This is a genomic window from Methylobacterium sp. 092160098-2, from assembly GCF_028920805.1.
In the GTDB taxonomy this organism is placed as follows: domain Bacteria; phylum Pseudomonadota; class Alphaproteobacteria; order Rhizobiales; family Beijerinckiaceae; genus Methylobacterium; species Methylobacterium fujisawaense.
The window spans coordinates 3,747,849-3,773,440 of the sequence record NZ_JAQPZJ010000001.1 but is presented as its reverse complement, the minus strand read 5'-3'; the positions used below and the strand labels follow the sequence as shown (position 1 = coordinate 3,773,440).

At 68.5% G+C, this 25,592-nt stretch carries 23 protein-coding genes; 8 read left to right on the top strand and 15 right to left on the bottom strand.

What is annotated here, in order from left to right:
- Window positions 1-8 precede the first annotated feature (8 nt).
- From PQI07_RS17740 to PQI07_RS17725, 4 genes are all read right to left on the bottom strand, one after another.
- Window positions 9-821: an enoyl-CoA hydratase/isomerase family protein gene (locus PQI07_RS17740; RefSeq protein ID WP_043356161.1), complete on the bottom strand. Its 813-nt coding sequence runs from the start codon at window positions 819-821 to the stop codon at window positions 9-11.
- Window positions 822-845: 24 nt separating this feature from the next.
- A complete protein-coding gene (locus PQI07_RS17735) occupies window positions 846-2,066 on the bottom strand; it encodes a CaiB/BaiF CoA transferase family protein (protein ID WP_274927092.1) in 1,221 nt (406 codons plus the stop codon).
- A 6-nt stretch (window positions 2,067-2,072) separates the two neighbouring features.
- Window positions 2,073-3,365 carry an MFS transporter gene (locus tag PQI07_RS17730; protein WP_274927091.1) on the bottom strand — a complete coding sequence of 431 codons (1,293 nt, stop codon included), beginning with the start codon at window positions 3,363-3,365 and terminating at the stop codon, window positions 2,073-2,075.
- A gap of 215 nt (window positions 3,366-3,580) precedes the next feature.
- Entirely contained in the window at window positions 3,581-4,831 is a 1,251-nt protein-coding gene (locus PQI07_RS17725) for a nitrate/nitrite transporter (RefSeq protein ID WP_274927090.1), read from the bottom strand.
- 500 nt (window positions 4,832-5,331) lie between these two features.
- Between PQI07_RS17725 and PQI07_RS17720 the strand changes: the two genes are divergently transcribed.
- Window positions 5,332-6,267: a L,D-transpeptidase gene (locus PQI07_RS17720; protein ID WP_043758118.1), complete on the top strand. Its 936-nt coding sequence runs from the start codon at window positions 5,332-5,334 to the stop codon at window positions 6,265-6,267.
- A gap of 61 nt (window positions 6,268-6,328) precedes the next feature.
- On the opposite strand, the gene glpX is transcribed toward PQI07_RS17720, so the two are convergent.
- The 3 genes from glpX to PQI07_RS17705 form a co-directional block, all read right to left on the bottom strand.
- Window positions 6,329-7,312: a class II fructose-bisphosphatase gene (gene glpX / locus PQI07_RS17715; RefSeq protein WP_043345791.1), complete on the bottom strand. Its 984-nt coding sequence runs from the start codon at window positions 7,310-7,312 to the stop codon at window positions 6,329-6,331.
- A 145-nt stretch (window positions 7,313-7,457) separates the two neighbouring features.
- On the bottom strand, window positions 7,458-8,774 hold the full coding sequence (locus PQI07_RS17710) for a homoserine dehydrogenase (RefSeq protein ID WP_274927089.1): 1,317 nt from the start codon (window positions 8,772-8,774) through the stop codon (window positions 7,458-7,460).
- A 109-nt stretch (window positions 8,775-8,883) separates the two neighbouring features.
- Window positions 8,884-9,570: a ceramidase domain-containing protein gene (locus tag PQI07_RS17705; RefSeq protein WP_274927088.1), complete on the bottom strand. Its 687-nt coding sequence runs from the start codon at window positions 9,568-9,570 to the stop codon at window positions 8,884-8,886.
- 95 nt (window positions 9,571-9,665) lie between these two features.
- Here PQI07_RS17705 and xth point away from each other — a divergent pair, with 95 nt between their 5' ends.
- Complete coding sequence (xth, locus tag PQI07_RS17700) at window positions 9,666-10,460, top strand: exodeoxyribonuclease III (RefSeq protein ID WP_274927087.1); 795 nt, start codon at window positions 9,666-9,668, stop codon at window positions 10,458-10,460.
- Between the two features lie 71 nt (window positions 10,461-10,531).
- Complete coding sequence (locus PQI07_RS17695; protein WP_043380068.1) at window positions 10,532-11,155, top strand: glutathione S-transferase family protein; 624 nt, start codon at window positions 10,532-10,534, stop codon at window positions 11,153-11,155.
- A 27-nt stretch (window positions 11,156-11,182) separates the two neighbouring features.
- On the opposite strand, the gene PQI07_RS17690 is transcribed toward PQI07_RS17695, so the two are convergent.
- The 6 genes from PQI07_RS17690 to PQI07_RS17665 all read right to left on the bottom strand — a co-directional run bounded on the left by PQI07_RS17690 (window position 11,183) and on the right by PQI07_RS17665 (window position 18,310).
- Window positions 11,183-12,085 (bottom strand): tetratricopeptide repeat protein, encoded by a 903-nt coding sequence (locus PQI07_RS17690; protein ID WP_274927086.1) that lies wholly within the window; start codon window positions 12,083-12,085, stop codon window positions 11,183-11,185.
- Entirely contained in the window at window positions 12,072-13,802 is a 1,731-nt protein-coding gene (gene ilvD / locus PQI07_RS17685) for a dihydroxy-acid dehydratase (RefSeq protein ID WP_053609888.1), read from the bottom strand. Before ilvD ends, PQI07_RS17690 begins: the two co-directional genes overlap by 14 nt.
- 675 nt (window positions 13,803-14,477) lie before the next feature.
- Entirely contained in the window at window positions 14,478-15,338 is an 861-nt protein-coding gene (locus PQI07_RS17680; RefSeq protein ID WP_053609889.1) for a transglutaminase-like domain-containing protein, read from the bottom strand.
- A 70-nt stretch (window positions 15,339-15,408) separates the two neighbouring features.
- Complete coding sequence (locus tag PQI07_RS17675; RefSeq protein WP_043380072.1) at window positions 15,409-16,002, bottom strand: LutC/YkgG family protein; 594 nt, start codon at window positions 16,000-16,002, stop codon at window positions 15,409-15,411.
- The gene (locus tag PQI07_RS17670; RefSeq protein ID WP_043380074.1) at window positions 15,999-17,570 is read right to left on the bottom strand and encodes a lactate utilization protein B; all 1,572 of its coding nucleotides are present in this window, start codon (window positions 17,568-17,570) and stop codon (window positions 15,999-16,001) included. The genes PQI07_RS17675 and PQI07_RS17670 overlap by 4 nt, the downstream gene beginning before the upstream one ends.
- The gene (locus PQI07_RS17665) at window positions 17,567-18,310 is read right to left on the bottom strand and encodes a (Fe-S)-binding protein (RefSeq protein ID WP_043380077.1); all 744 of its coding nucleotides are present in this window, start codon (window positions 18,308-18,310) and stop codon (window positions 17,567-17,569) included. The genes PQI07_RS17670 and PQI07_RS17665 overlap by 4 nt, the downstream gene beginning before the upstream one ends.
- Before the next feature lie 354 nt (window positions 18,311-18,664).
- On the opposite strand from PQI07_RS17665, the gene PQI07_RS17660 reads away from it, so the two are divergent.
- Together PQI07_RS17660 and PQI07_RS17655 are read left to right on the top strand one after the other, a co-directional pair.
- Window positions 18,665-19,057: a DUF2267 domain-containing protein gene (locus PQI07_RS17660; RefSeq protein ID WP_043345824.1), complete on the top strand. Its 393-nt coding sequence runs from the start codon at window positions 18,665-18,667 to the stop codon at window positions 19,055-19,057.
- A 173-nt stretch (window positions 19,058-19,230) separates the two neighbouring features.
- Window positions 19,231-19,449: a hypothetical protein gene (locus tag PQI07_RS17655; RefSeq protein ID WP_043345819.1), complete on the top strand. Its 219-nt coding sequence runs from the start codon at window positions 19,231-19,233 to the stop codon at window positions 19,447-19,449.
- Window positions 19,450-19,470: 21 nt separating this feature from the next.
- Here PQI07_RS17655 and PQI07_RS17650 read toward each other — a convergent pair whose 3' ends face one another.
- On the bottom strand, window positions 19,471-20,394 hold the full coding sequence (locus PQI07_RS17650; RefSeq protein WP_274927085.1) for a hypothetical protein: 924 nt from the start codon (window positions 20,392-20,394) through the stop codon (window positions 19,471-19,473).
- Window positions 20,395-20,478: 84 nt separating this feature from the next.
- The gene (locus PQI07_RS17645; RefSeq protein ID WP_274927084.1) at window positions 20,479-22,548 is read right to left on the bottom strand and encodes a M3 family metallopeptidase; all 2,070 of its coding nucleotides are present in this window, start codon (window positions 22,546-22,548) and stop codon (window positions 20,479-20,481) included.
- Window positions 22,549-22,730: 182 nt separating this feature from the next.
- On the opposite strand from PQI07_RS17645, the gene PQI07_RS17640 reads away from it, so the two are divergent.
- The 3 genes from PQI07_RS17640 to PQI07_RS17630 all read left to right on the top strand — a co-directional run bounded on the left by PQI07_RS17640 (window position 22,731) and on the right by PQI07_RS17630 (window position 25,541).
- Complete coding sequence (locus tag PQI07_RS17640) at window positions 22,731-23,705, top strand: extensin family protein (RefSeq protein WP_182591641.1); 975 nt, start codon at window positions 22,731-22,733, stop codon at window positions 23,703-23,705.
- Window positions 23,706-23,781: 76 nt separating this feature from the next.
- Complete coding sequence (locus tag PQI07_RS17635) at window positions 23,782-24,894, top strand: L,D-transpeptidase family protein (protein ID WP_043380085.1); 1,113 nt, start codon at window positions 23,782-23,784, stop codon at window positions 24,892-24,894.
- A gap of 257 nt (window positions 24,895-25,151) precedes the next feature.
- Entirely contained in the window at window positions 25,152-25,541 is a 390-nt protein-coding gene (locus PQI07_RS17630; RefSeq protein ID WP_043345829.1) for a response regulator, read from the top strand.
- The last annotated feature ends 51 nt before the right edge of the window (window positions 25,542-25,592 follow it).

The window sequence follows — 25,592 nt, the reverse complement described above, 5'->3', positions numbered from 1 at the left end:
GGCTGCCCTCAGCGCCCGGTCCAGTTGGGCGGGCGCTTGCCCAGGAAGGCCTCCATGCCTTCGCGGAAATCCTGGCTCATGTAGCACATGAGGATCAGGTCATCGCCGGGATGTGGCGCGCCCTCGGCGACAGCCTCCTCCTCCGCCAGCCGCCGGAGCCCTTCCTTGGTCGCCTGCATGGTCAGCGGCGCGTGGTTGGCGAGGAGCTGCGCCAGGGTATCGACCCGCTCGGTGAGCGCGGCGCGATCGTCCACCATCTCGCCGATCAGCCCGATGGCCAGCGCCTCCTCGGCCCCAACCAGGCGGGCGGTGAAGATGATGTCCTTCACCCGCGCCGGCCCGATCAGACCGGAAAGCCGCTTCAGATTGCCCTGGCTCAGGCAATTGCCCAGCGTCCGGGCGATGGGGAAGCCGAAGCGGGCATCGCGGGTGGCGATGCGGAGGTCGCAGGCCGCCGCGATGGCCGCGCCGCCGCCCGTGCACGCACCCGCGATGGCCGCGATGGTCGGAACCCGCAGCCGCTCCAGGGAGCCCAGCACCTTGTCCATGAACCGCTCGTAGCCCAGCGCATCCTCCGCCGTGCTGAAGCTGCGGAACTGGGCGATGTCGGTGCCGGCCGCAAAAGCCTTCTCGCCGGCACCGGTGATGATCAGCGCCTTGATGGCCGGATTGCCGGCGATCGCCTCGCAGCAGGTGATCAGGCCCTGATACATCGCGAAGGTGAGCGCGTTGCGGGCCTGCGGCCGATTCAGGACGATGCGGGCGATGCCGGCCTCATCGGTCGTGAACAGCAGTTCGTCGGTGGCGGGCGTGGCACTCATGCGCGGGGTCTCCGGGGGGCGGGGTCAGGCCGCGGTCTCGCGGACCACGCCGCGCGCGATCAGCGCGTCGATCTCGGCCGAGGCGTATCCGGCCTCCGCCAGGATCGCCCGGGAATGCTCGCCAAGCAACGGGGCCGGCCCATGCACGCGCCCCGGGGTCTCCGAGAACTTCACCGGCAGGCCGAGGGTCTTCATGCGGCCGACCCGCGGGTGTTCGACCTCCACCACCATCTCGCGGGCGAGGGCCTGCGGATCCCGGTGCATGGCATTGACGTCGAGCACCGGCCCGGCCGGGACGCCGCCGGCTTCGAGCCGGGCGAGCCATTCGGCCGAGCTGTGGGCCCGGAAGATCGGCGCGAGGGTACCGGCGAGGTCCTGCCGGTTGGTCATCCGGTCGCGGTTGACGGCGAAGCGCGGATCATCGGCGAGGGCCTCGGCGCCGATCGCCTTCAGCAGGCGCAGCCAGTTGGTCTGGTTGGCCGCCCCGATCGTGATCCAGCCATCGGCGGTCTCGAAGGCCTCGTAGGGCGCGTTCAGCGGATGGGCCGAGCCCATCGGTCCCGGCGCGATCCCGGTCGCCATGGCGATGGCCGATTGCCAGTAGGTGTGGGTGATGCCGGCCTCGAACAGCGAGGTGTCGACAGCCTGGCCCTTTCCGGTCCGGAGCCGGTTCGAATAGGCCGCCAGAACGCCCATGGCGGCCAGGATGCCGGCGGTGATGTCGGTCACCGGCGGTCCGCACTTCATCGGGGGCCGCCCCGGACCTTCGCCGGTGACCGACATGAGCCCGCTCATGCCCTGCGCCACGAGGTCGAATCCGGCCCGGTCGGCATAGGGCCCGGTGCGGCCGAAGCCGGACAGGGAGCAGTAGACGAGTTCGGGAAACTCCTCCCGCAGCGTCTCGTAGCCGATCCCGAGGCGCTCCATCGTGCCGCCGCGGTAGTTCTCGATCAGCGCGTCGGCCCCCTTGAGCAGGCGGCGCAGGACCGCGACACCGTCCGGGTCCTTCAGGTCGAGACTGATGCCGCGCTTGCCGCGGTTCATCATCATGTAGGCGGCGCTCTCGCCTTCCAGGGCCGGCGGAACGGTGCGACGCGTGTCGTCGCCGTCCATCTTCTCGACCTTGATCACCTCCGCGCCCATGTCGGCGAGCATCAGCCCGCACACCGGACCGGCCATGATGTGGGCGAGTTCGATCACCCGCATCCCGGCGAGCGGACCGGACCGTTTCATCGCTTCCGCCATCGCGCGCTACTCCCCGGCCGCCACGGAGCCCACGCGACCATCGAGTGGCGGGGCGGGATCCACGAATTCCCGCTCGGGGTGCATCGTGAAGGCCAGCGCCGCACCGAGCAGGCACAGGCCGATCGAACCGACGAAGGGCAGCGTCCAGCTCCCCGTCACATCGACGATCACGCCGAAGACGATCGGCGAGACGATCGCGGCCACGGCCGAACCGGTATTCATCAATCCGCTGGCGGTGCCGGCATATTTCGGCGCGATATCCATCGGCACGGACCAGATCGGCCCGATGACCAGCTCGGCGAAGAAGAAACCCGAGGACAGGAGCAGCGCCACCAGGGTCAGATCCCGCGTCATGAAAACGCCGGCGAGGCTCGCAGCGGCGCCGAGGAACCCGACGACGATCACCGACAGGCGGGCGAGCTTCACCTTGCCGGTCCGGTGCAGGATGGCGTCGCTCAACATGCCGCCAACCGTGTCGCCCACCACGCCGGCGAAGAACACGCCCGAAGCGAACAGCGCCGAGTTCTTCAGGTCGAGGCTGTAGTTCTCCTTGAAGAAGCTCGGCAGCCAGCCGAGGAACAGCCACAGGGTCCAGCCGTAGCAGAAATACGTGATGGTGACCGGCAGCATGCGGCGGGTCAGAGCGCCCCACGGGACGCTCTGCTTCGCCCCGACCTTGCGGGGCGGCGGCAGCGTGTCGAGTTCGGCCCGGGTGATCGCCGGATGGTCGGAGGGATCGTCGCGGAAATACAGCCACCAGATCGCCACCCAGATAAAGCTCACGGCGCCGAGGATCACGAAGCTGGTCCGCCACCCGAAATGGAAGATCAGGAAGGCGACGATCGGCGGCGCCACCGCGTTGCCGAGGCGCGCGAAGGCGTGGGTGATGCCCTGGGCGAAGCCGCGGCGGCCGGGCGCGGTCCAGTTCTGCATTGCGCGGGTGGCGGTGGGGAAAGTCGCACCTTCGCCGAAGCCGAGCAGGACCCGGGCCAGGAACAGGCTCACCAAGCCGCCGACCATTCCGGTCAGGATCGTCGCGGCGGCCCAGATCACGCCGCAGGCCAGCAGCGTGCGTCGGGCGCCGAACTTATCGCCGACCGACCCGCCGATCACTTGGAAGATCGCGTAGGGATACGCGAAGGCCGACAGAATCAGACCGAAATCGGTCTTCGACATCCCGAAATCGCGCATGATCTCTGCGCCGGCGGTCGCGATGTTCACCCGGTCCAGATAGGTGATGAAATACATCACGCAGAGCAGGCCGAGCACGCCGTTCGTGGCGCTGATGCGCTTCGACATCGACCGTTCCTCCCATCGGGGCGCCGCCGCTGGCGGTCGCCGGGCGCCTCGGCTGATGGACCGGACGCTCTTTCATAATGCATTATTCAAACGCGTCGCGCGGCAGAAGGCAACCGCCGACTTATATCCGGCGCGCGATCGATCCGGTCGCCCCAACGGAAAACGGGGGCCGCCCGGGCCCCCGTTCTGGGTGATCGCGTTCGCGACGCGGGCTGTCAGGCCGTGACGGGCTGCAGCTGGTTCTGTTCGGCTTCGGTCGCTGTGCCCAGGGCCTTGCCGCGAGGCCCGACCCAGCTTCCGACCCACTTCCGCTGCCAGAGGGCGAGGCAGCCGAGCACGACCGCCGTGAAGGCGGCGTAGCCGATGAAGCCGATGGAGAACGACCCGGTATACTGCTTGGACAGGCCCATGACGTTCGGAAGGATGGCGCCTCCGAGGGCCCCGATCTCGCCGATCATCGAGCCGGCGACGGCGGTGTTGTTGGGCCACCGCAGGGGAACGAGCTGGAAGAGGGCGCCGTTGCCGGCCCCAAGCGCCGCGAAGCACAGCATGAACAGGATCGTGGTCAATGCCAGCGACGGGGTCGCCGTCAGGGACAGGAGCGTGGCGATCGCCGCGAGCAGCACCACCGACAGCACGGCGATCCCGCCCATCCGATCGGCGAAGTAGCCGCCGACGATCCGAATCCCCGAGCCCATGAAGGCCGCCAGCATGGTCAGGCGCCCGGCCTCGACCTTCGTCACGGCGAACTGCTCGTAGAAGAAGGTCGGCAGGAAGTTCGACAGGCCGATGAAGCCGCCGAAGGTGATGACGTAGATCAGCGAGAACGCCCAGCCGTCCTTGGTGAAGAGGCAGGAGACGTGTTCCTTGAACGACTGGTGCTCGCAATCCGGTGGCTCCTTGGCGAGCACGATCATGATCGCCAGCGGCAGGAGCATGACGATGCCGGCGAAGGCGTAGGTGGTCTGCCAGCCATAGGCCTGCGCCAGCGGCGGGGCGAACAGCACGGCCAGCACGGTGCCGGAATTGCCGGCGCCCGCGATGCCCATCGCCAAGCCCTTGTGCTCCGGTGGGAACCATCCCGATCCGAGGGACAGTGCGACGCCGAAGGACGCGCCGGCGATGCCCAGCAGGACGCCCATGGCGAGCACGTCGTTGTAGGACGAGACGAAGAGATATCCGTAGGCCATCGCCAGCATGATCACGCTCATCTCGGTGATCGCGGCATTCTTGCGGCCGATATACTGGGCCAGAATTCCAAGCGGGAAGCGCATCAGCGCCCCGGCGAGGATCGGAAGGGAGATCATGAAGCCGGTCTGGGCCGGCGTGAGCTTGAAGGTCTCGGTGATGAACGGGCCCATGGCGCCGTTCAGGACCCAGATGGCGAAGCAGAAATCGAAATAGAGGAATGCCGCGAACAGCGTCGGGGGGTGACCCGACTTCATCACCGTTTTGAAGTTGGCCATAGCTGGTGCTCGTCGAAAGGAGGCGAACCGCTGCGCGGTCGCTCATGCCGGGGATCCGGACTCACACCGTCCGCTGTTTGGAGCGCCGTTGCTCCGCCGCCGCAGCAGGCGCGGCTGATCGAGCAATGCAGCATGCGTGCCACGTCGGGTTTGATGCGCGACGCGCCGATCGCCCCAAACGGGCGGGCCCGGGATCGGGTCGGAATCGATCCAACCGCTGCCGTTCATCGAGGCAGGCCTGCCGAGTAAACGGGCGGCCGGACGGCGCCATCACGGATCGGTGAGCGCCGCAGTCGTAATGGTTGCTGCATGCGCGCAACACAGGGGCGGAGAAACGGTCCGGAAGACCCAGTAAATTGCCTTCGATCACGGTCGGCAACTTGGCGGCAAAGCGTGAGTTTTGCTAAGCCCCGGGACGAGCTCCGCCGCGACTTCGTGCAGGCCCGCTCGATTGCGCGCCGCGGCAAGTCCCGGTGTCGCCTCCCGAGGAATTTCGATCCATGTCCGCCTCGATCCGTCGCCTTCTCCTGGCCGGCTTCACAGTCCTCGCCTTCGCCTCGACCGTTCACGCCCAGGGCCGCGGCCCGGTCGGCGATGCCGGCATCGACGGGTTCGGCGATGACGGCCAGCTCTATCAGGATCAGAGCGGTGCGCTCTATGTGCGTCGCGGCGGCCGCTACCTGCCCTATACGGGCCGCACGGATTTCGTGCGCCCCGCCCCGGCGGTCCAGGCGCCCGTCGCGCCTCCAGCCGCCAGCTTCGACCCCGACGCGACCGTCCCGGCCCGTCCGGGCGGGGCACCGCCCGCCGAAGGTCTTTCGCCCCTGGAGGCCGCGAAGGCGAAGGCCATCCTGCGCGCGCCCGACAACGAGCCGATCGATTACGCCAAGATCTATGGCCCGATCACCGACGACGTGTTCCCGGTGCAGGCGTTCAACTACAAGAAAATGAACCCGGCCTTCTTGCGCCAGGAGATCGCCTATCACGGGCCCTACGAGCCGGGGACGATCATCGTCGACCCGCGGGCCCACCAACTGACCCTGGTGGAAGGCAACGGCCGGGCCCGCCGCTACGGCGTCGGTGTCGGCAAGCAAGGCTTCTCGTGGTCGGGCACCGCGACGGTCAATTCCAAGCAGGCCTGGCCGGATTGGTACCCGCCCAAGGAGATGATTGCCCGCAGCCCGAAGCTCGCGAGCGAGGTCGACAAGCTGCAGAGCGGCCTCGGCGTCTCGGGCGGCCTGCGCAATCCCCTCGGCGCCCGGGCCATGTACCTCTGGCAGGGCAACAAGGACACGCTGTTCCGCATCCACGGGACTCTGGAGCCTTTCTCCATCGGCAAGAGCGTGTCGTCGGGCTGCATCCGCATGATCAACCAGGACGCGATCGACCTGTTCAGCCGCGTCAATGTCGGCACCAAGGTGGTCGTGCTGAATTGATGCCCGGCTGAACCGCGATCAGCCGCGCCGCCGGTAGAACCGGCGGCAGCGGCCTGCGGCTTCAGGTCAAGCCGCGGCGGTGCTCGCCGAGGATTCGCCGGACCGTGCCGGCCTCGGAACGGTAGACAAGCGTCTCGGTCTGGATCCGGTCCGGTCGGAATCGGACGCCCCGCAGAAGCGCCCCGTCCGTGATGCCCGTGGCGGCCACGATGACGTCGCCGCTCGCGAGGTCGGTCAGATCGTATTTCCGGTCGAGATCCTCGATGCCCATCTCGGCGGCCCGGCGCCGCCGGTCGGGGGTGTCGAGGATCAGGCGTCCCTGCATCTGGCCGCCGATGCAGCGCATCGCCGCGGCGGCCAGGACGCCTTCGGGAGCCGCCCCGGTTCCGAGATAGATGTCGATGCCCGTCTCCTCGGGGCTCGCGGTGAAGATGATCCCCGCGATGTCGCCGTCCGAGATCAGGCGGACCGCCGCGCCGGCCGCCCGCACCTCGGCCACGAGGGCAGCGTGCCGGGGCCGGTCGAGGATCAGGGCCGTGATCTGCTTCGGCTCGACCCCCTTGGCCCGGGCCAGGGCAGCGATGTTGTCAGTGGGACTGGCGTCGAGATCGACGAGACCCGGTGGATAGCCCGGCCCGATGGCGATCTTCTGCATGTAGACGTCGGGGGCCGCGAGGAGCGAGCCGCGCTCGGCCATCGCCATGACCGCGATCGCCCCGGGCATGTCCTTGGCGCAGAGGGTCGTTCCCTCCAGCGGATCCACCGCGATGTCGACCTCCGGCCCCTCGCCGAGACCGAGCTGCTCCCCGATGAACAACATCGGCGCCTGGTCGCGCTCCCCCTCGCCGATCACCACGGTTCCGCGGATGGGCAGGCTGTTCAGCTCGTCGCGCATCGCGTCGACCGCCGCCTGGTCCGCCGCCTTCTCGTCGCCCTGACCGCGCAATCGCGCGGCGGCGATGGCGGCGCGCTCCGTGACCCGGGCGAGTTCGAGGGCGAGCGTGCGCGGGACGCCGCGCGATGCCGACTTGGGGGCCTCAGCCATGGTTTCCTGCCTTTGTCCGAGCCCGATCTTGAGGTCGGATCCCGGGTGGACGCCGTCGAATGACGGCCGCCAAGCCTATACCCCTGTTCGCGGGCGCCCACTATCCTGCATCAAGGCCTCGCGGATCACCGTCCGGCATGCACTGTTATTCGCGCTCGATCCGGATCACCTGCGGCGGCTCCGCCAGCAGGCCGTCGGCGCCGATCGCGTCGAGGGCGTCCCGGATGTTACCCTCTGTCGCCGCATAGGTGATCAGCACCAGCGGCACGGGCCGTCCGGAGCGGCCGTGCGGATCCGTCTCCGCGCCCTCGATGCGGCGTTGCAGGATGCTCTCCAGGGATATCTCCCGCTCGGCCATCCGCTGAGCGACACCCGCCGCGACGCCCGGGCGATCATGGACGGTGAGGCGGATGTAGTAGCCGCCCTCGTGCCGCTGCATCTCCACGCGCTCACTGGGGCGCATCGCGGCGGCCGGAATGCCGAAGGTCGGGCGGATCACGCCGCGCGCCACGTCGGCGATGTCGGCCACGACCGCGGAGGCCGTCGCCTCGCCGCCGGCACCGGGACCGATCAGCGTCAGCTCGCCCACCGCATCCGCATCGATCGTCACGGCGTTGGTCACGCCCATGACCTGCGCGATGGCGGAGGATTTCGGCACCATCGTCGGGTGGACCCGCTGCTCGATGCCCGCCTCGGCCGCCTGCGCGACGCCGAGGAGCTTGATCCGGTAGCCGAGCTCGTCCGCCATGCGCAGGTCGAGAGGCTGCACCCGGGAGATGCCCTCCACCGACACGCCCTCGGCGTCGACTGCGGTCCCGAAGGCCAGGCTCGTCAGAATCGCGAGCTTGTGGGCCGTGTCGAAACCTTCGACGTCGAAGGTCGGATCGGCCTCAGCGTAGCCCAGGGCCTGCGCATCCTTCAGGCAGGCCTCGAAGGTCAGGCCCTCGCGCTCCATGCGGCTGAGGATGTAGTTGCAGGTGCCGTTGAGAATTCCGTAGACGCGGGAGATCGTGTTGCCCGGCAGGCCCTCGCGGAGGGTCTTGATCACCGGGATGCCGCCGGCCACCGCCGCCTCGAAGGCGAGGGCTACGCCCTTGTCCTCGGCGTGCGTGGCGAGGGCGGCACCGTGGCGGGCAAGCAGCGCCTTGTTGGCGGTCACCACCGGCTTGCCCGCATCCAGCGCCGCCTCGACCACCGCCTTGGCCGGTCCTTCGGCGCCGCCGATCAGCTCGACCACGCAGTCCACGGAACCGGACCGGGCGAGCGCCACCGGATCGTCGAACCATTCGATGCCGGCGAGGTCGAGGCCGCGGTCCCGGGCGCGGTCGCGCGAGGACACCGCCGTGACGCGGAGATCGAGGCCCGCGGCGGTGAAGGCGGCGCGGCGGCGCTCGACCATCCGGACCACGGACGCACCGACGGTCCCGAGTCCGGCGATCCCGAGGCGAAAGCTCACTGTCATGACCCCTTCCGTACCCGGGCGACCGTGATGGGCCGGGCGCCCGATGCGGCGCACTTCTGCAAGAATTCCGCACCGCCCGCAAGGAAACGGCCCCGGATCGCCGGACGGCTCACCCGGCGGACTCGCGGTGCCGCACCGCCGTCGCCACCAGGGCGTAGAGGATGACGGCGTTCAGCACGTGCCAGAGCGGATGGGTGCCGGTCGGCAGAAGCGTGCAGGCGGCCTGATCGGCGGTCCGCGCGGCGAGCGAGATCAGGAACAGGAGGCCGATCCCGGCGAGCCGCCGCCCGGTCCCGAGAAAGCGCTCCTCCGGCCGACGCGTGACCGCGCCCGCAATCCCGAACAGCGCCAGCAGAGCGGGCAGGTAGTCGACCGATCCGTTGGTGAGCCGCGCGACGTCGAGGCCGGTAAGCCCGTCGAGCACGGGCGTGAGGGCGAAGCCGAGGAGCGCGAAGCCCCCCGTCGCCGCAGCGACCCGGATCGGCGCCAGCCTCAGGAATCGCCGCAGGGCGAGCGCGAGATACGCGTAGATGAACAGGGCGATCGGGATCACGTCGGCCAGCATCGACCAGTAGATCGCCAGCGTGTGAAACAGGAACGAGCCGATGCCCACCACCGCGACCAGGGCGGATAGGGCGAGGCCGGCTCGGTCCGGCGGCTCGGCTGCGGAGGCGCGTCGTGCGGCAGCGGCAGCCGCCACGAGGAAAGCCGCGTTCGACAGGGCGTTGGCCGGCTCGGCCCAGAATTGCGGACCGCCGCGCTCGCAATAGGCTCTCACCGGCTCGAACCAGTCCATCCGCCGACCCTAGATCCCCGTCCTTGCGCCGGGATGGCCTTGTCAGCGCGACGCGAAGCGCGGATGACGGCCCGGCGGCGACCGGAAGCGAGGCGATGCGGATCACCACCTGGAACGTCAATTCGATCAAGCAGCGGCTCCCGCATCTTCTCGCCTTCCTCGAGGAGGCTCGGCCCGACGTGGTCTGCCTGCAGGAACTCAAGTGCCAGGACGAGGCCTTCCCGCGGGCCGACATCGAGGCGGCGGGCTACGCGGTCGAGACGCTGGGCCAGAAGGCCTATAACGGCGTGGCGCTCCTCGTCCGGGAACCGCTCACCCTCTCCGAGATCCGGCGCGGGCTTCCGGGCGATGCGTCGGACGAGCAGGCCCGCTACATCGAGGCGCTCATCTCCGGCGCGGAGACGCACCCGGTCCGCGTGGCGTCGATCTATCTGCCGAACGGCAATCCGGTGGACAGCCCGAAATATGCCTACAAGCTCGCCTTCATGGAGCGGCTGCGGCTCCACGCCCGGGCACTCCTGCAGGACGAGATCGCGGTGGTGCTGGCGGGCGACTACAACGTCATCCCGGAACCTGCCGACGCGGCCGATCCGGAGGCTTGGCGCTCCGACGCGCTCTTTCTCGGGACGACCCGCGCGGCGTTCCGGGCGCTTCTCGCCGAGGGCTATACCGATGCGCTGCGCGCCTGCGACCCGCGCGATGGGCTCTACACCTTCTGGGATTACCAGGCCGGTTGCTGGCAGCGAAATGCCGGGATCCGCATCGATCACGTGCTGCTGTCGCCCCAGGCCGGCGACCGCCTGGTCTCGGCCTCGGTCCAGAAGCATCTGCGCGGGCTCGATAAGCCGTCGGATCATGTGCCGGTGACGGTGGAACTGACGGCCGGCTGAAAAGATAACCCATGTTGGCGGGCGCAGCGACCAGACCGGTCGCCGCCCGTCTTTCAGCTCAGGAGCCACGCTTGATCGTCTACGGTACCGGCTATTCGCCCTACGTCCGCAAGGTCCTGGTCTCGCTTGCCGAGAAGGGCATCGCCTACGAGCACAGGCCTGTGATGTTCCACGCGCCGGATGCCGACTTCCAGGCGGCGAGCCCGCTCGGGAAGATCCCAGCCATCGAGGACGACGGTTTCCGCCTTGCCGATTCATCGGCGATCCTCTGGTATCTGGAGCGGAAGCACCCGACGCCGGCCCTCGTTCCGACCGAACCGAAGGCGCTCGGCCGCGCCGTCTGGTTCGACAAGTTCGGCGACACCGAACTGTTCGCGAAGCTGATCGTGCCTTTCGTCCAGCGGGTGCTGAAACCCAACATGATGAAGCAGCCGACCGACGAAGGTGCGGTCGCCCAGGCGCTCGACACGGACCTGCCGCCGCTGTTCGACTATCTGGAGCGCGAGATCTCGGGCCCGTATCTGGTCGGTGACGCGTTCAGCATCGCCGACATTTCCATCGCGACCAGCTTCTACAATCTGCACTTGGCGCAGGCGAAGGTCGATGCCGACCGCTGGCCGAAGCTTGCGGCCTATGTCGATGCCACGCTGGCGCGGCCGTCGTTCAAGGCCGCACTCGAGGCCAAGAAGGGCTGAACCGGCCGGGCGATCCGGCGGCGGCGCTCAGCGCCGCCGCCGGATCGAGCCCACGGTTTGCAGTTGCGTCTGCGCCTCGGCGCGGTCGTCCTCGCTCGCGGCCGCCCAGTTCTTGTCGTAGAGCGCGACGATCCAGTCGTCCTTCCGTGCTTCGGCCCCTTCCCGCGCGAGGGAAAGCCACATCAGGCCCCTCACCCGCTGAATCGGGATCCCGCCGAGACCGTTGACCAGCATGTCCCCGAGCAGTGCCTGCGCCGGATGGTGGCCCTTCTCGGCTGCGAGGTTGAACCAGCGCGCCGCCTGCTTCGGATCGGCCTCGACGCCCGTGCCGTCGAGGTAGAGCCGGGCGAGATTGTACTGCGCGTTGGGATCTCCGTAGTACGACGCGGCGTAGTTGAACATGTCGTAAGCGCGTTCGGGATTGGGGCGCACGTAGGTGCCCTTGATCCCTTCCAGGAAGTAGGTGCCCAGAGCCGTGAAGGCGCTCCCCAGAACCGCCGAGTTCTGCGGGTCGGGGCCGTCATCGGTGCTGGCATCGGCGATCCGGGAGAAGAACTCGAACGCCTTCAAGTCGTCATGGGGCACGCCGTCGCCGTCGGCATACATCCGGCCGAGCTTCCACAGAGCCAGGGCGTGGCCCTGGCCGGCCGCGTATTCGAGGGCGCGGGCCGCGCCCTGCTTGTCGCCGGCATTGTATTCCCGCATGCCGGCCCGGAGCGCGTCCTTGGCCGAGCGATAGCTCTTGTCGGCGACCGGCACCTGAACGGGCGTGCGGACATTGGCGTCCAGCGCGCGCGAGGTCTCGACCGGAAGCGCAAGCAAAGCGAGCGCCCAGGTCGTGACGGCGAGGCCGCGGGCGAACCGGAACCGACCGGGATCGGCCCCGACCGGCGCCCTGCGCCGGCTGAGGTCAGTCCTAGACGTCCGCATAGCTCTGCGTCTCCTTGGCACCTCCCGGATGGGTCACGGCGCCGTAAAGCGCCGGGCCGACGCCTTGCGCGTATTTCCAGAGGTAGCCGGAGGTCGCGGAGTTCGGACGCGGCGTCCAGGCCTTCCGCCGCTCGGCGAGTTCCTCGTCCGAGAGAGCGACGCTGAGCGTGCCCTGGATGGCATCGAGGGTGATGACGTCGCCGTCGCGGATCAGGCCGATCGGACCGCCCACGGCGGCTTCGGGTCCCACATGGCCGACGCAGAAGCCGCGTGTCGCGCCCGAGAAACGCCCGTCGGTGATCAGCGCCACCTTGTCGCCCATGCCCTGCCCGTAGAGCGCCGCGGTGGTCGACAGCATCTCGCGCATGCCGGGACCGCCCCGCGGCCCCTCGTAGCGGATGACGAGAACCTCACCTTCCTTGTAGCTACGCGACTGCACGGCCGCGAAGCAGGCCTCCTCGCCGTCGAACACCCGGGCCGGGCCGGTGAAGACCTGCTTCTCGGCCGGGATGCCCGCGACCTTCACGATGGCGCCCTCGGGGGCGAGGTTGCCCTTCAGGCCCACGACGCCCCCGGTCGGGGTGATCGGCCGGTTGGCCGGGTAGACGACGTCCTGGTCCGGGTTCCAGGTCACCCGGTCCATGTTCTCGGCGATGGTGCGGCCGGTGACCGTCATGCAGTCGCCGTGCATGAAGCCGTGGTCGAGGAGCGTCTTCATCAGCAGCGGGATGCCGCCGACCTCGAACATGTCCTTCGCGACGTAGCGCCCGCCGGGCTTCAGGTCGGCGATGTAGGGCGTGCGGCGGAAGATCTCCGCCACGTCGAACAGCGTGAATTCGATGCCGCATTCATGCGCGATGGCCGGCAGGTGCAGGGCGGCATTCGTGGAGCCGCCGGAGGCGGCCACTACGGTGGCGGCGTTCTCCAGCGCCTTGCGGGTGACGATGTCCCGCGGGCGGATCCGATTCGCGAGAAGCTCCATCACCTTCTCGCCGGCGGTGGCGCAGAACTTGTCGCGGATCTCGTATGGGGCCGGGGCGCCGGCCGAGTAAGGCAGCGCGAGGCCGATCGCCTCGGAGACGGTTGCCATCGTGTTGGCGGTGAACTGCGCGCCGCAGGCGCCGGCCGACGGACAGGCGACCTGCTCCAGCTCGTCCAGATCCTCCAGGCTCATGTCGCCGACGGCGACCTTGCCGACAGCCTCGAACAGATCCTGGACGGTCACGGGCTTGCCGCGGAACGAGCCCGGCAGGATCGAGCCCCCGTAGATGAAGATCGAGGGGACGTTGAGGCGCACCATGGCCATCATCATCCCCGGCAGGGACTTGTCGCAGCCGGCAAGTCCCACCAGGGCATCGTAGGCATGGCCCCGCATGGTCAGCTCGACCGAATCGGCGATGACCTCGCGGGACGGCAGCGACGCGCGCATGCCGCCATGGCCCATGGCGATCCCGTCGGTCACCGTGATGGTGCAGAATTCGCGCGGCGTGCCGTTGGCGGCGGCGACGCCCTTCTTCACCGCCTGCGCTTGGCGCATCAGCGAGATGTTGCAGGGCGCGGCCTCGTTCCAGCAGGAGGCGACGCCGACCAGCGGCTGGTGGATCTGCTCGCGCGTCAGACCCATGGCATAGAGATAGGAGCGGTGCGGGGCGCGGTCGGGCCCCTCTGTGACGTGGCGGCTCGGCAGCTTCGACTTGTCGTTCAAACGCGTCACCATGACTTCAGACCAAGCCTTCGCACAGCCGATCCCGAGGGTGCGCTGAACCGCGGCGCGTCGCCGTTCGCGAAGCGCCGGGATATTCATCCGCGTGCTCGGGAAGTCCTCGTTTCCGATCGGTAAATCGTTGTCGAGATTGCCGTTTACCGCGGATCTTGAGGTGGGCCCGGACTATGGCGGGATCGCGGCGTTTACAGGCAGGTCTCGGGGCGGAGCCGGGATCGTTTTACGGTGTTGCGACCCCGCCACAGCCACGCTTGCAGCCATTTCGCTCGCCAGGACCAAAGAAAGGACAATCGCGACGGCACCGCCCGGTGATCCGCCTCGATCCGTCTAGTCTTCAGGATCAGCGCGGATCTCCGCAGAGGAATCCACCCGCGCCGCGGCAAAACCGGCCGGAGATCGTCGGCGCAGCATTATCGCCGTGCGCGGTCTGCGCCGGAAAGACCTGAGCGGATCGGGAAATAACCCGTGGGACCGGATCCGCGGCTCGCTCGGGCGCGGGCCCTGCAGGACCGCACTATAGCCCGCCCGGGACAGGGCGTATGTCCAGGCGCCCCCCCCGGTGGGCACGCTTTCCGATGCGGGAAGACGATCCCGTGACGGCGTCCGCGGGCGGCCGGCCGGACGGGATCACAGGATCACGGGATGGCCTGATCCCAGGCGGGTCGCGGCTCAGGCCGCCCCGCTCTGCGGCGCCGGGATCTCGGTGGAGATGGCGTCGACCGTGCGCGGCATCGGGCTGCCCTGCCCGTCCGCGCGCTGAATCCGCACCTGCTGGTTGACCGGCTGCATGTTGCCGAAGGGCGTCGAGAAGGCGATCTCGGCGGCATCGCGTCCGACGCCGATCCGCACCAGCCCGTCGAGGTCGGCTTGCCGTGTGGCGTCGAACAGCCACCAGCGGCCGTCGAGATAGGCTTCGAACACGGCGTGGAAGTCGCTCGGAACGAGCCCGTGGGCGTAGCAGCTCACGAACCGGGCCGGGATGCCGAGAGCCCGGCAGAAGGCGGCGCCGAGATGCGCGAAATCGCGGCATACGCCGGCGCGCTTGAGCAGCGACTCATGCGCGGTGGTCTCCCCGTCGCTGGAGCCCGGCTGATAGGCGATGTGGTCGTGGATCCAGTTGCAGATCTGGTTCACGCGGCCATAGCCCTTGGGCAGCGCGCCGAACTCGGCCAGAGCGAACGGCGTCAGCCGGTCCGAGGACACGAACCGGCTCGGCAGCAGGAAGGGCAGGATGTCGAGGGGCAATTGCCCGATCGGCGTCTCGTTGATCGTCGCGGGATCGGCCCGATGCACCGTGAGATCGACCTCGGCATTGTACTCCAGCGCGAACTGGCCGGTCGGCACGTTGACCGCGAGATAGCGGTTCTGGTGGTCGGGCGTGGTGTAGAGGTCGCGCTTGAGGTTCGGCGTCAGGACCAAGCTCTCGGTCAGGATCTCGACGCTCTTCAGCTTCGCCACCTCCAGATTGAAGATGAAGGTGGTGTCCGACAGGATATTGTAGGACAGGCTGCAACCGAGGATGTAGCGCATCGGATCTCCTTGCCGGATGACGGCCTATCCGCCGCCCAAGCAAGGGGCGCGCCCGATCGTGGGTTCCGGATCAGGCGCGCCGCGGCAGCATCAGCACCGTGAGCGAGCGCACGCCCTGCGCGCCGTGGATCAGCACGCCCTCGATGTCGGCGGTCGCCGACGGTCCGGTGTGCAGCACCGCGTAGGCCGAGCGGCCGAATTCCGGCCGGCGATAGGCGGCCTGCACGTTGGGCACGATATCGGCGGGATCGAGCAGAACGACGAGGTGCTGCGCGAGATAGGCGACCGCGTTGACGATCAGCTGATCCTCCGTGAACAGCACCGATCCCGTCTCGGCGATGCCGAACACGGCGCGCACCACCGCCACGTCCACGTCCTCGACCTCCTGCGGGGCGCGGACGCTCCGAAGGTCCCGGTTGCCGGTCAGTTCCGGTACCGCGGAGGCAATCACCTTGGCCGCATCGAGTCGCTCGCGGACCCCCGCGAAGACATCACTGGCGCCGGGCTCCGCCACCCGGCCGCCCATCCGCTTCAGCCGCTCGCCGAACTCGGCCACATGGTCGTCGCCGACGAGGGGCGTGAACAGCGGCACCTCCGGCAGCGGGAAATCGCCGGCTGGCCGGTTCCTGCGGATGCCGTCCAAGATCGCGTCGCGGGCGCTCATCGACGCGTGTCCTTCATGCGGTTCTGCTTGTACCAGGCGTGGAAGGTCTGGCGCGGTGCGTCGGGCATCTCGCGCTTCTTCCCCCAGGTGTTGAGCGGATTGTAGACGGCGAAACGCGGCAGGACCTTCAGGGCGGAGTCCGCCGCGCCGATCGCGGCCCGGTAGGCGGCCGGGCGCGACAGGACCGCGCCGGCGGCCTTCATCATGCCCTGCTTGAGCGCCGGGATCTGGTGCTCCTCGACCAGCACCTTGCGCCACGCGAAGATCTGCTCGTGGATGTTGATCTTCACCGGGCAGACGTTGGTGCACGAGCCGTTCATCGTCGAGGAGAACGGCAGCGTCGAGTATTTGCGCTTGTTGAAGGTCGGATCGATGATCAGCCCGATCGGCCCCGAATAGGTCGCCCCGTAGGAGAGGCCGCCCGAGCGCCGGTAGACCGGGCAGGTGTTCATGCAGGCGCCGCAGCGGATGCATTTCAGGGAGGTCCAGAACTCCTCCATGCCGAGGCGCTCGGAGCGGCCGTTGTCGACCAGCACCATGTGCATCTCGGTGCCCGCCCGCGGTGCGCGGAAATGCGAGGTGTACTGGGTGATCGGCGAGCCGAGCGCCGAGCGCGACAGCAGGCGGATGAAGACGCCGAGATGCTCGACCTTCGGGATGATCTTCTCGATGCCGATGGAGTGGATCTGCAGCGGCGGCACGTTGCCGGAGAGGTCGGCATTGCCCTCGTTGGTGCAGGTGACGACCGAGCCGGTCTCCGCGATCGCGAAGTTGCAGCCGGTCATGCCGGCATCGGCCTTCAGGATGTAGGGGCGGGTCGTCTCCCGCTGGCTCTCGGCGAGATAGTGGGCGTCGTCGTTGTCCGGGTCCGTCCCGAGCGTCTTGGCGAAGACCTCGGCCACGTCCATCCGGGTCTTGTGGACCGCCGGCGCGACGACGTGGCTCGGCTCCTCGTTGTCGAGCTGCTGGATCCGCTCGCCGAGGTCGGTCTCGATCACCTCGATCCCGTTCGCCGCCATGTGATGGCGGAAGCCGCACTCCTCGGTGAGCATCGACTTCGACTTCACCAGCGTCTTGGCGCCGTGGCTCCGCAGGATCTCCAGGACGATCCGGTTGTGGTCGGCCCCGTCCTTGGCCCAGTGGACATGGACGCCGTTGGCTTTCGCGGCTGCCTCGAACTGCTCGAGATAGCGGTCGAGATGGCTCAGCGTGTGCGTCTTGATCTGCGAGGCGAGCTCGCGGAGCTCCTCCCATTCGGGAATGCCGTGGGCCGAGACGTCGCGCTTCTTGCGCAGGTCCCACAGCCGCTCGTCGTGGGCGGCCTGGTGCAGCGGCGCGGCGAGGAAGCGCTCGGCGGCCTCGGACTGATTGATCGGACGGTCACCCCGGATCTTCGCGCCGCGGGGCTGCGGCTCACGGACCTGGGGCGCGCGGATCGGCTTCGAGGCCGCCTCGGCGTGCTGGAGGCGCCGTCCGTCCTGCGCGCGTTCACTCTCGTCGTGGCTGGCGCGCACCTCCGGGTGGATGACGCCGTCGCGCTCGCGGGGATTCAGATCCTCGGCGCTCATGCGGTGGCTCCGTTCAGCACCTGGGCGATGTGGATGTACTTGAGGGGCAGGCCCAGGCGCTCGGCGCAGCCCTTCTGATGCATGAGACAGGAGGAATCCGCCGAGACGACATATTGGGCGCCGGCGCGGTTCTGGTCGGCCACCTTGTCGTAGCCCATCTTGGCCGAGACGGCGGGCTCGAACACCGAAAAGGTCCCGCCGAAGCCGCAGCACTCGTCCGGCCGGGCGAGATCGACGAGCTCGACACCCTTGACGAGGCGCAGCAGGTCGAGGGGCTTCGAATAGTAGGGCTTTACCAGCTCGGATGGTCGCGCGTGATGGATGCCGCGCAAGGCGTTGCAGTTGGTGTGATAGGCGACCTTGTGGGGGAAGTTCGTCCAGGGCAGGTCCTCGACCTTCAGCACGTCGTGCAGGAATTCCACCAGCTCGTAGGTGCTGGCACGGACGTGGCGCACCGCGTCGGTCTGGGGGATCGCGGTGAGATGCTCGCGGACTTGGTGGACGCAGGATCCCGACGGCGCGACGACATAGTCGAAGCCGGAAAAGTTCTTCACGAACAGCGCTTCGGTGGCGGCGGCTTCGGCGTGGCAACCGGTATTGGCCATCGGCTGACCACAGCACGTCTGATCGTAAGGGTATTCCACCGTGCAGCCGAGCCGCTCCAGCAGCTCGAGGGTGGCGATCCCCACCTCGGGCTCGAAGGCGTCGACGTAGCACGGCACGAACAGGCCGACCCGCATGGTGCGACAACTCCCTGAAGATCGGCCGCGCGGCGATCTGGAACGGTTCAAGATTGGTGGTGGGTCTACCGGATGTCGCTGATCTTGGCGAGATCGGACACTGCGTCACCGAGCCCGCTGTAACGCAGCGCGCCGTTGATGCGGGGTCCGCCGCCCCTCCGTCTTGCAGGCCGTGGATCCGCGGTCAGGGGACGTCGTTCCCGGGGCTTGGCGGTCGGCGTCCTCGATCCGGTCGAGGGGTGACGCTCCTCCGTGCGCAGCCGGAGAGTTTCCCGAGGATGCTGGGCCGCGCGCTTGATTTCCGACGCCTCAGAGTCGAATGACGTCTGGAAGCGTTCCGAAGAGATCATCACCATGGAAGAACTGCTCGCCCGCGTTACCACCCGCACCGGGCTCGACGCCGCGACCGCTCAGACCGCCATCGGGCACATCCTGGCCTTCCTGCAGAAGGAAGGGCCGGCGACCGAGGTCGGTCAACTCCTGGCTGCCCTGCCGGGCTCCGAGTCCCTGATCGCCGAGTCGAATGCCGGCGAGAGCGGCGGCGGCGGTCTGATGGGCATGCTCGGCGGCATGATGGGCGGCGGCGGCGTCATGGCTTTGGGTCAGAAACTGATGGCCGCCGGTGTCCCGATGGGTCAGATGCAGCCCCTCGGCCAGGAGCTGTTCGCTTTCGGTCGCGAGAAGGTGGGCGAGGACGCGATGGGCCCGATCATCGGCTCGATCCCCGGCTTGAACCAATTCGTCTGACGCCCATCGATGTGCGCGGTCGCACTGCATTCGGGTGCCGCCTGGACGAAGGTAAAAAAGAGGTTTCGAGGCGAAAGCTTGACGGAACCTGTCCACGCGATCCCCGTTATTAGGGATGCGGGCTGGATCGACGCCTTTGGCAGTGTCCAGTTCCGCTCTCAAGCAGGCCGGCCATGCCCGTCTTCGAAGCCAAAAACCTGGACAGCGAGTTTGAAGGGCAGACCCTGCTCGCTGCCATCCTGCATCCGACCCGCGCGGCGCAGACCCGCGCTCTGAGGCACGGGCGCCAACGGGCGGAGCGCGCGGCGGCCTTGGCCGATCCGATGACGATCGAGCCGCGTTTCCCGATTGCGCCCGGCGAACTGGCCCCGACCGGCTGTCCCAGCCGCTGAGGCTGTTCGGATTCGGTCAGCCTACCAGGGCTGCGACGTGACGAGACCCTGGCGCGTCACGACCACCCATTCCCGTCCGTGTCGCTCGACGCCTTCCACGCGACCGACGCCCGGAAGGATGTCGCCGGGCGAGACCTCGACCAGGCGGCGACGGCGATTCTCCAAAACCGCCGTGCCCTCGTAGACGTCCCGCAGAGCCCAACCTTCGATCACCGGGGGCCTGTCGAAGGCCGCCGGTTTCGGCTTGGTCTCGCCAATCTTGGCCTCGCCTGCCTTGGCCTCGCCTGCCTTGGCGTCCGCCACCTTGACCTCGGGCTTCCCCTCGCTGGCGCGGGCGGGCTCGCCGATGCTTCCCGTCTGGGTCGGCTCTGCCTTCGCGGCGACCGGTGTCGCGGCTGTCCGGCGCTCAAGCTGCGCGGCAAGGCCGGTGAGCCGGGCGGTGTGCTCGCGCTCGACCTGCTCGAGGCGCTCGCCGAGAGCCGCGACCTTGGCATTGAGACTCTTGTCCACCTGCGCCAGACGCTCGCCGAGGGCGCTGCTGCGGTTCGCGGCCTCTTTCCGCGCGGCGTCGGTTGAGGCGCGAAGGTCGGCGAGGACGGTGTGGAGCTGCGCGATGTCGCCGGCCAGCCGAACGGTTTCGGTCCGGCCGGCATCGAGCGTGGTTTCGAGAGCCGCAATCGCATCGGGCCGAACGGCTGCCGGGCGGGAGAGCACCATCACGCTCCCGCCCAATATTGCGCCGACGGCCAAAGCCGCGCCCGGGAGCGCGAGCCGCTTATGATCGAGGCGCGACAGGAACGGATGAGCGAAGCCCTTGCCCGCGGGAGGCTCCACGGACGCGGTCGCCGCCGAGGCAACTTCCGCCTTTCCGGTCACCACAGCTTTGAGCAGATCCGCCGGCGAGATGCCCTCGGAAACGGCCTGCTTGGCTTGGATCTTCGTCATCGCCCCGAACTCCGCACGCGGCCTCGCGCTGCAAGCGTTCGTTAAGGACGTTTGTTTACGAAACCCTTACCGTGGGCGCGCGGCTCAGGCCGCCAGCCCGCGCTTCTTCAACAGCGGCTCGATGCTGGGCATCCGCCCGCGGAAGGCCGTGTAGGCCTCGCGCGGATCGCGCAGGTTGCCGGCACCGTACACGAAGGTCCGCAGCCGCTTGGCCGTCTCCGGATCGAAGATGTCGCCCGCTTCGCGGAACGCGTCGAACGCGTCCGCATCGAGCACCTCCGACCAGAGATAGCTGTAGTACCCGGCCGCGTAGCCATCCCCCGAGAAGATGTGGGCGAAGTGCGGTGTCCGGTGCCGCATGCTGATCTCGGCTGGCATGCTGATCCGCCGCAACGCTTCGGACTCGAAGACGGGGACGTCGAGCCCGGCCTCGCCCTCCGCCGAGAGGTGCAGCGTCATGTCGACGATGGCCGAGGCGGTGTACTCCACCGTGGCGAAACCCTGGTTGAAGGTCCGTGCCGCCAGCAGCTTCTGCAGCAGGGCGTCGGGCATGGGCTCGCCGGTCCGATGATGCCGCGCGTGGGCGCGTAGGACCTCCGGCTGCTCCAGCCAATGTTCGTAGAGCTGCGAGGGCAGTTCGACGAAGTCCCGCGACACGGCCGTCCCGGACAGGAGCGGGTAGGTCACGTCCGATAGCAGACCATGCAGGGCGTGGCCGAATTCGTGGAACAGGGTGCGTGCGTCGTCGAAGGACAGCAGCGTGCTCTCGCCGTCCGGCGCCTTGGCGAAATTCATCACGTTGACGATGATCGGCGTGATCGGGCCGTTCAGGCGCTCCTGCGAGCGGAATGCGCTCATCCAGGCGCCGGACCGCTTCGAGGCCCGGGCGAAATAATCGCCGAGGAAGAGGCCCACCTCGGACCCGTCGGGATTGCCGACCCGCCAGACCCGGACATCGGGATGATACCGGGGGACGTCGGAGAGTTCCGTGAAGGTCAGGCCGAACAGCCGGGAGGCCGTGTCGAACGCCGCCTCGATCATCCGCTCCAACGGCAGGTAGGCCTTGATCTCACTCTCGTCGAGGTCGTGCTCGGCGCGACGCACCTTCTCGGCGTAGTGCCGCCAATCGTGCGCCTGGAGCGCGAAGTTGTGGCCTTCGGCCTGGATCGTCGCCTGGAGGCGGTCCCGCTCTTCGGCCGCCCGCGCCCGGGCGGGCGTCCAGACGTCGCGCAAGAGCCCGGTCGCCGCTTCGGGACTCGCCGCCATCGTGTCGTCGAGGGCGAAATGGGCGAAGCTCGCGAACCCGAGAAGCCGCGCCCGCTCCGCGCGCAATCGGATGATCTCGGCGAGGATCGCACGGTTGTCGGTCTCGCCGCCGCTCTCGCCGCGCCGGGTCCAGGCCGCATAGGCGCGCTCGCGCAGGTCGCGCCGGGTCGAGAATACCAGGAAGGGCTCGATCAGCGAGCGCGACAGAGTGATAACGTGCCCGTCGAGGCCGCGCTCCTTGGCGGCGCTCTCGGCGGCGGCCCGCAGGAACGGCGGCAGGCCGGCCAGATCCTCCTCGCCCCGAAGCGGCAGGATGAAGCTGCTCTCGTCGGCCAGGAGGTTCTGGCTGAACCGGGTGCCGAGTTCCGACAGGCGTGCCGCGATCTCCGCCATACGGGCCTTGTCCTCGGGCGCGAGATCGGCCCCCGACCGCCGGAAGCGGATCCGGTATCGGTCGAGGACCCGGCGCTCCTCCGGCTCCAGGCCCTCGGGTGCGATCGCCGAGATCCGGGACCAGAGCTCGGGATTCAGGTAGATGGCGCTTCCATGCCGGGCGAGCTTGGGGCCGATCTCGCGCTCGATGGCCTGAAGCTCCGGATTCGTATGGCTGCCGGTCAGATTGTAGAAGACGCCGGCGACGCGCTCGAGGGCGAGGCCGGCCCGCTCCATGGCCTCCACGGTGTTGCCGAAGGTGGCCGGAGCGTCCTGGCTCGCGATCACGCGAATCTCGGAAGCGTGGGCCTCTAGCGCCGCTGCGAAGGCCGGCCCGTAGTGCTGCGGTTGGATCCGCTCGAACGGCGGAAGGCCGTGCGGGGTGCTCCAATGCGCCTCGCGGAAGGGATTGTCCTGCGGCAGGCTCGGGAGCCCGGCATCAGCTGCGTCCGACATGCGGTCCTCAACGATACGTCCACGCGACGCCGCGTCTGTCCGCGCCGCCGGTGCGCCGACATGGGGTCTGCCGGCGCGATCGGAAAGACAGTGGCCCGTTCGACGGGTCCGTCAACCACATGGGCGCGATCCGAATGGCGTCTCGTCCGTTGTAGAGGCCAACGCCCACGCTTCGAGGCCCCATGCCGGGACGCACTCTGTCGATCCGCCCTCCGTCCGTCATGCGCGCCGGGGTGGCCCTTGCATTGGCGCTCGGCCTGCTCGCCGCCGATCCGGTCGGGGCCGCCGAAACGCCCGCCGCCTCGGTGCCGACGCCCCCGCCCCTGCCGCCCGAACGCCCTGAGACGCTGAAGCCACCCATTGCGGAGCCGGCGCCGCCGACCCCGCCGGCCCGGCCTCCGGAACTGAAGCCTGCCGTCGCGGAGCCGGCGAAGGAGCCGGTCAAGGATCCCGGCCGGGAAAAGGCCTTTGAATCCGCGAAGGAAGGCCCGAAGGAAGGCTCGAAGGACTTCGCGAAGGAGGCGTCCAAACCCGAGATCCCGACGCCGCCACCCGCGCCGCCCGAGCGCCCGCCGGAACTGTCCGGCGGGGCGGCCCTGGCCCTGAAGGTCTCGCCGCCGGACGATACGGCCTGCCGGACGCGCCTGAAGCGACTCGGCGTCGATTTCGAGCCGCTGGCGCCCATCGCGGAAGGGCAATGCACCGCTCCGCTGCCGCTCAAGGTGACGAAATTCGCCGACGGCGTGGCGCTGCCGCAGGGCGCGACCTTGACCTGCCGGGCCGCCGAAGCCCTGGCGCGCTGGGTCACCGAGGTGCAGGTCGAGGCCGAGCGGACGTTGAAGCATCCCCTGACCGCCCTTGAACTGGGCGGCTCCTATGTCTGCCGAGGCCAGAATCACGACATCGATGCCAAGCTGAGCGAACATGCCTTCGCCAATGCCGCCGACATCATGGGCTTCGCCTTCGCCGGACGCGCAAGCATCCCCGTGAAGGCGATGCCGGACGGCTCCGAGGAGGCGCAGTTCCTGGGCGCGGTGCGCACCAAGGCCTGCGGCTTCTTCCGCACGGTCCTGGGGCCGGGTTCGAACGCCGCCCACGCCAACCATCTTCATGTGGACCAGCGGGAGCGCAATGCGGGCCACCGGCTGTGCGAGTAGCCTCGCGTGGAACGTTCCGGCCGGCTCGGCGCTTTTTGGCACGGGAGCGCCTCCGCTCTCCGGAATTGCGACGTCGATGATCCCAAAATCCTGGCGGCCCGTTGGCGCGGCTCTCGTGGCGAGCTGTCTCGTCGTGCAAGGCGCGGCGGCCAAGCCCGAGAAAGACCGGAAGACCGAAGCGGCGCAGCCGCCGGCGCTCACCGCCGACACCGTGAACGCCGCCGCCCTGGCGCCCCCGGAAGCGGGCAAGGATCGGGATGCCAAGCCGAACACGAAGGCGCGCCGGGCCGCTGCGTCCGCGGAGAAGCCCGACCCGCTGGTCGTCAAGGCGCAGGTGCTGCTCGACCGGGCGCATTTCTATCCCGGCGCGATCGACGGCCGGACCGGCGAAAATTATAAACGCGCGCTCTCCGCCTTCGCTGTGGCGCAGGGGCTTCCGGCGACGCAGAGCCTGAATCCTGAGGTTTGGGACAAGCTCCAGGCGACGAGCGATAAGCCCGTCGTCACGGACTATACGATCACCGAATCCGACGCCTCGGGGCCCTATGTCGAGCGGATCCCGCCCAAGATGGAGCAGCAGGCCGATCTCAAGACGTTGGGGTACACCAATGCCCGGGAGATGCTCGCAGAGCGCTTCCACATGGGCCGTGACCTCGTCAGCGCGCTCAATCCCGGCAAGTCCCTGGACAAGGCCGGCACGGTCATCGCCGTGGCGGCCGTCGAGCCGATGGGGACCGACAAGCCGAAGGCCAAGGACCTCCCCGAAAGTCCGAAGGTCGAGCGCATCGAGGTCGGCAAGGCGAGCCGCGACGTCCGGGCCTTCGGCGCCGACGGAAAGCTGCTGGCCTACTACCCCGCCTCGATCGGCAGCTCCGAGAAGCCAGCGCCGAGCGGCGACACCAAGGTGAAGGGCGTCGCGTTCGATCCCGACTACACGTACAATCCGAAATACGCATTCAAGGGCGTGAAAGCGCAGCACAAGTTCACCATCCAATCCGGTCCCAACAACCCGGTCGGTCTGGTCTGGATCGATCTGGCGATCCCGAGCTACGGCATCCACGGAACGCCTGAGCCCGAGAAGGTCGGCAAGACCGAATCCCATGGGTGCATCCGGCTGACCAATTGGAATGCCCGCGACCTTGCCGCGCATGTCACGCGCGGTGCTGAGGTCGTCTTCAAGGAAGACTGATCACCCGGCTTCGATCCGCCCGGTTGCCGGGCGGACAAAAATGTATCAGGCGTTAACATAGCGCGCGGTCGTGCCATCGGAACGGGCCGGGAACGCTTGACACGTTGCGGAATACGGGCGACGCCACAGGTTGTCTCGCGGGCCATCCTTCGGGCCGCGCTCGTTCATACGAGCGCTGCTGTCGCGGTGCGCGGGGCTCGACCGACCGCACGGCATAATCCCCGGAAACGGGGCGTTCGAAGGGAAGACGGCCCGGCGTGATTGCTGACTCCAACGACGACGTTCTCAACGGTGTCCGCGTTCTCGTCGTCGAGGACGAGGCCGCGATCTCCATGCTTCTGGAGGACATGCTCCTCGATTTCGGCTGTGCCGTAGTCGGGCCGGCCGCACGGCTCTCCTCCGCGCTGGAAATGGCGTCGCAGGAAGCGTTCGAGGTCGCCATCCTCGACGTGAACGTGGCGGGCGAGCCGATCTATCCCGTGGCCGAGGCCATCGCCAAGCGCGACCTGCCGCTGGTCTTCTCCACCGGGTACGGCGGCGCGGGCATCCGCGAGCCGTTCCGCGACCGGCCCGTCGTTCAGAAGCCCTTCAGCCAAGCCGATCTCAAGCGCACGCTGATCGGCGCGATCCGGGCCGCCCGCGCCTGACGCACGCCGGGTAACCGGCGCGTCCCCAGCACGGCGGCTGTCGGGTGAGGC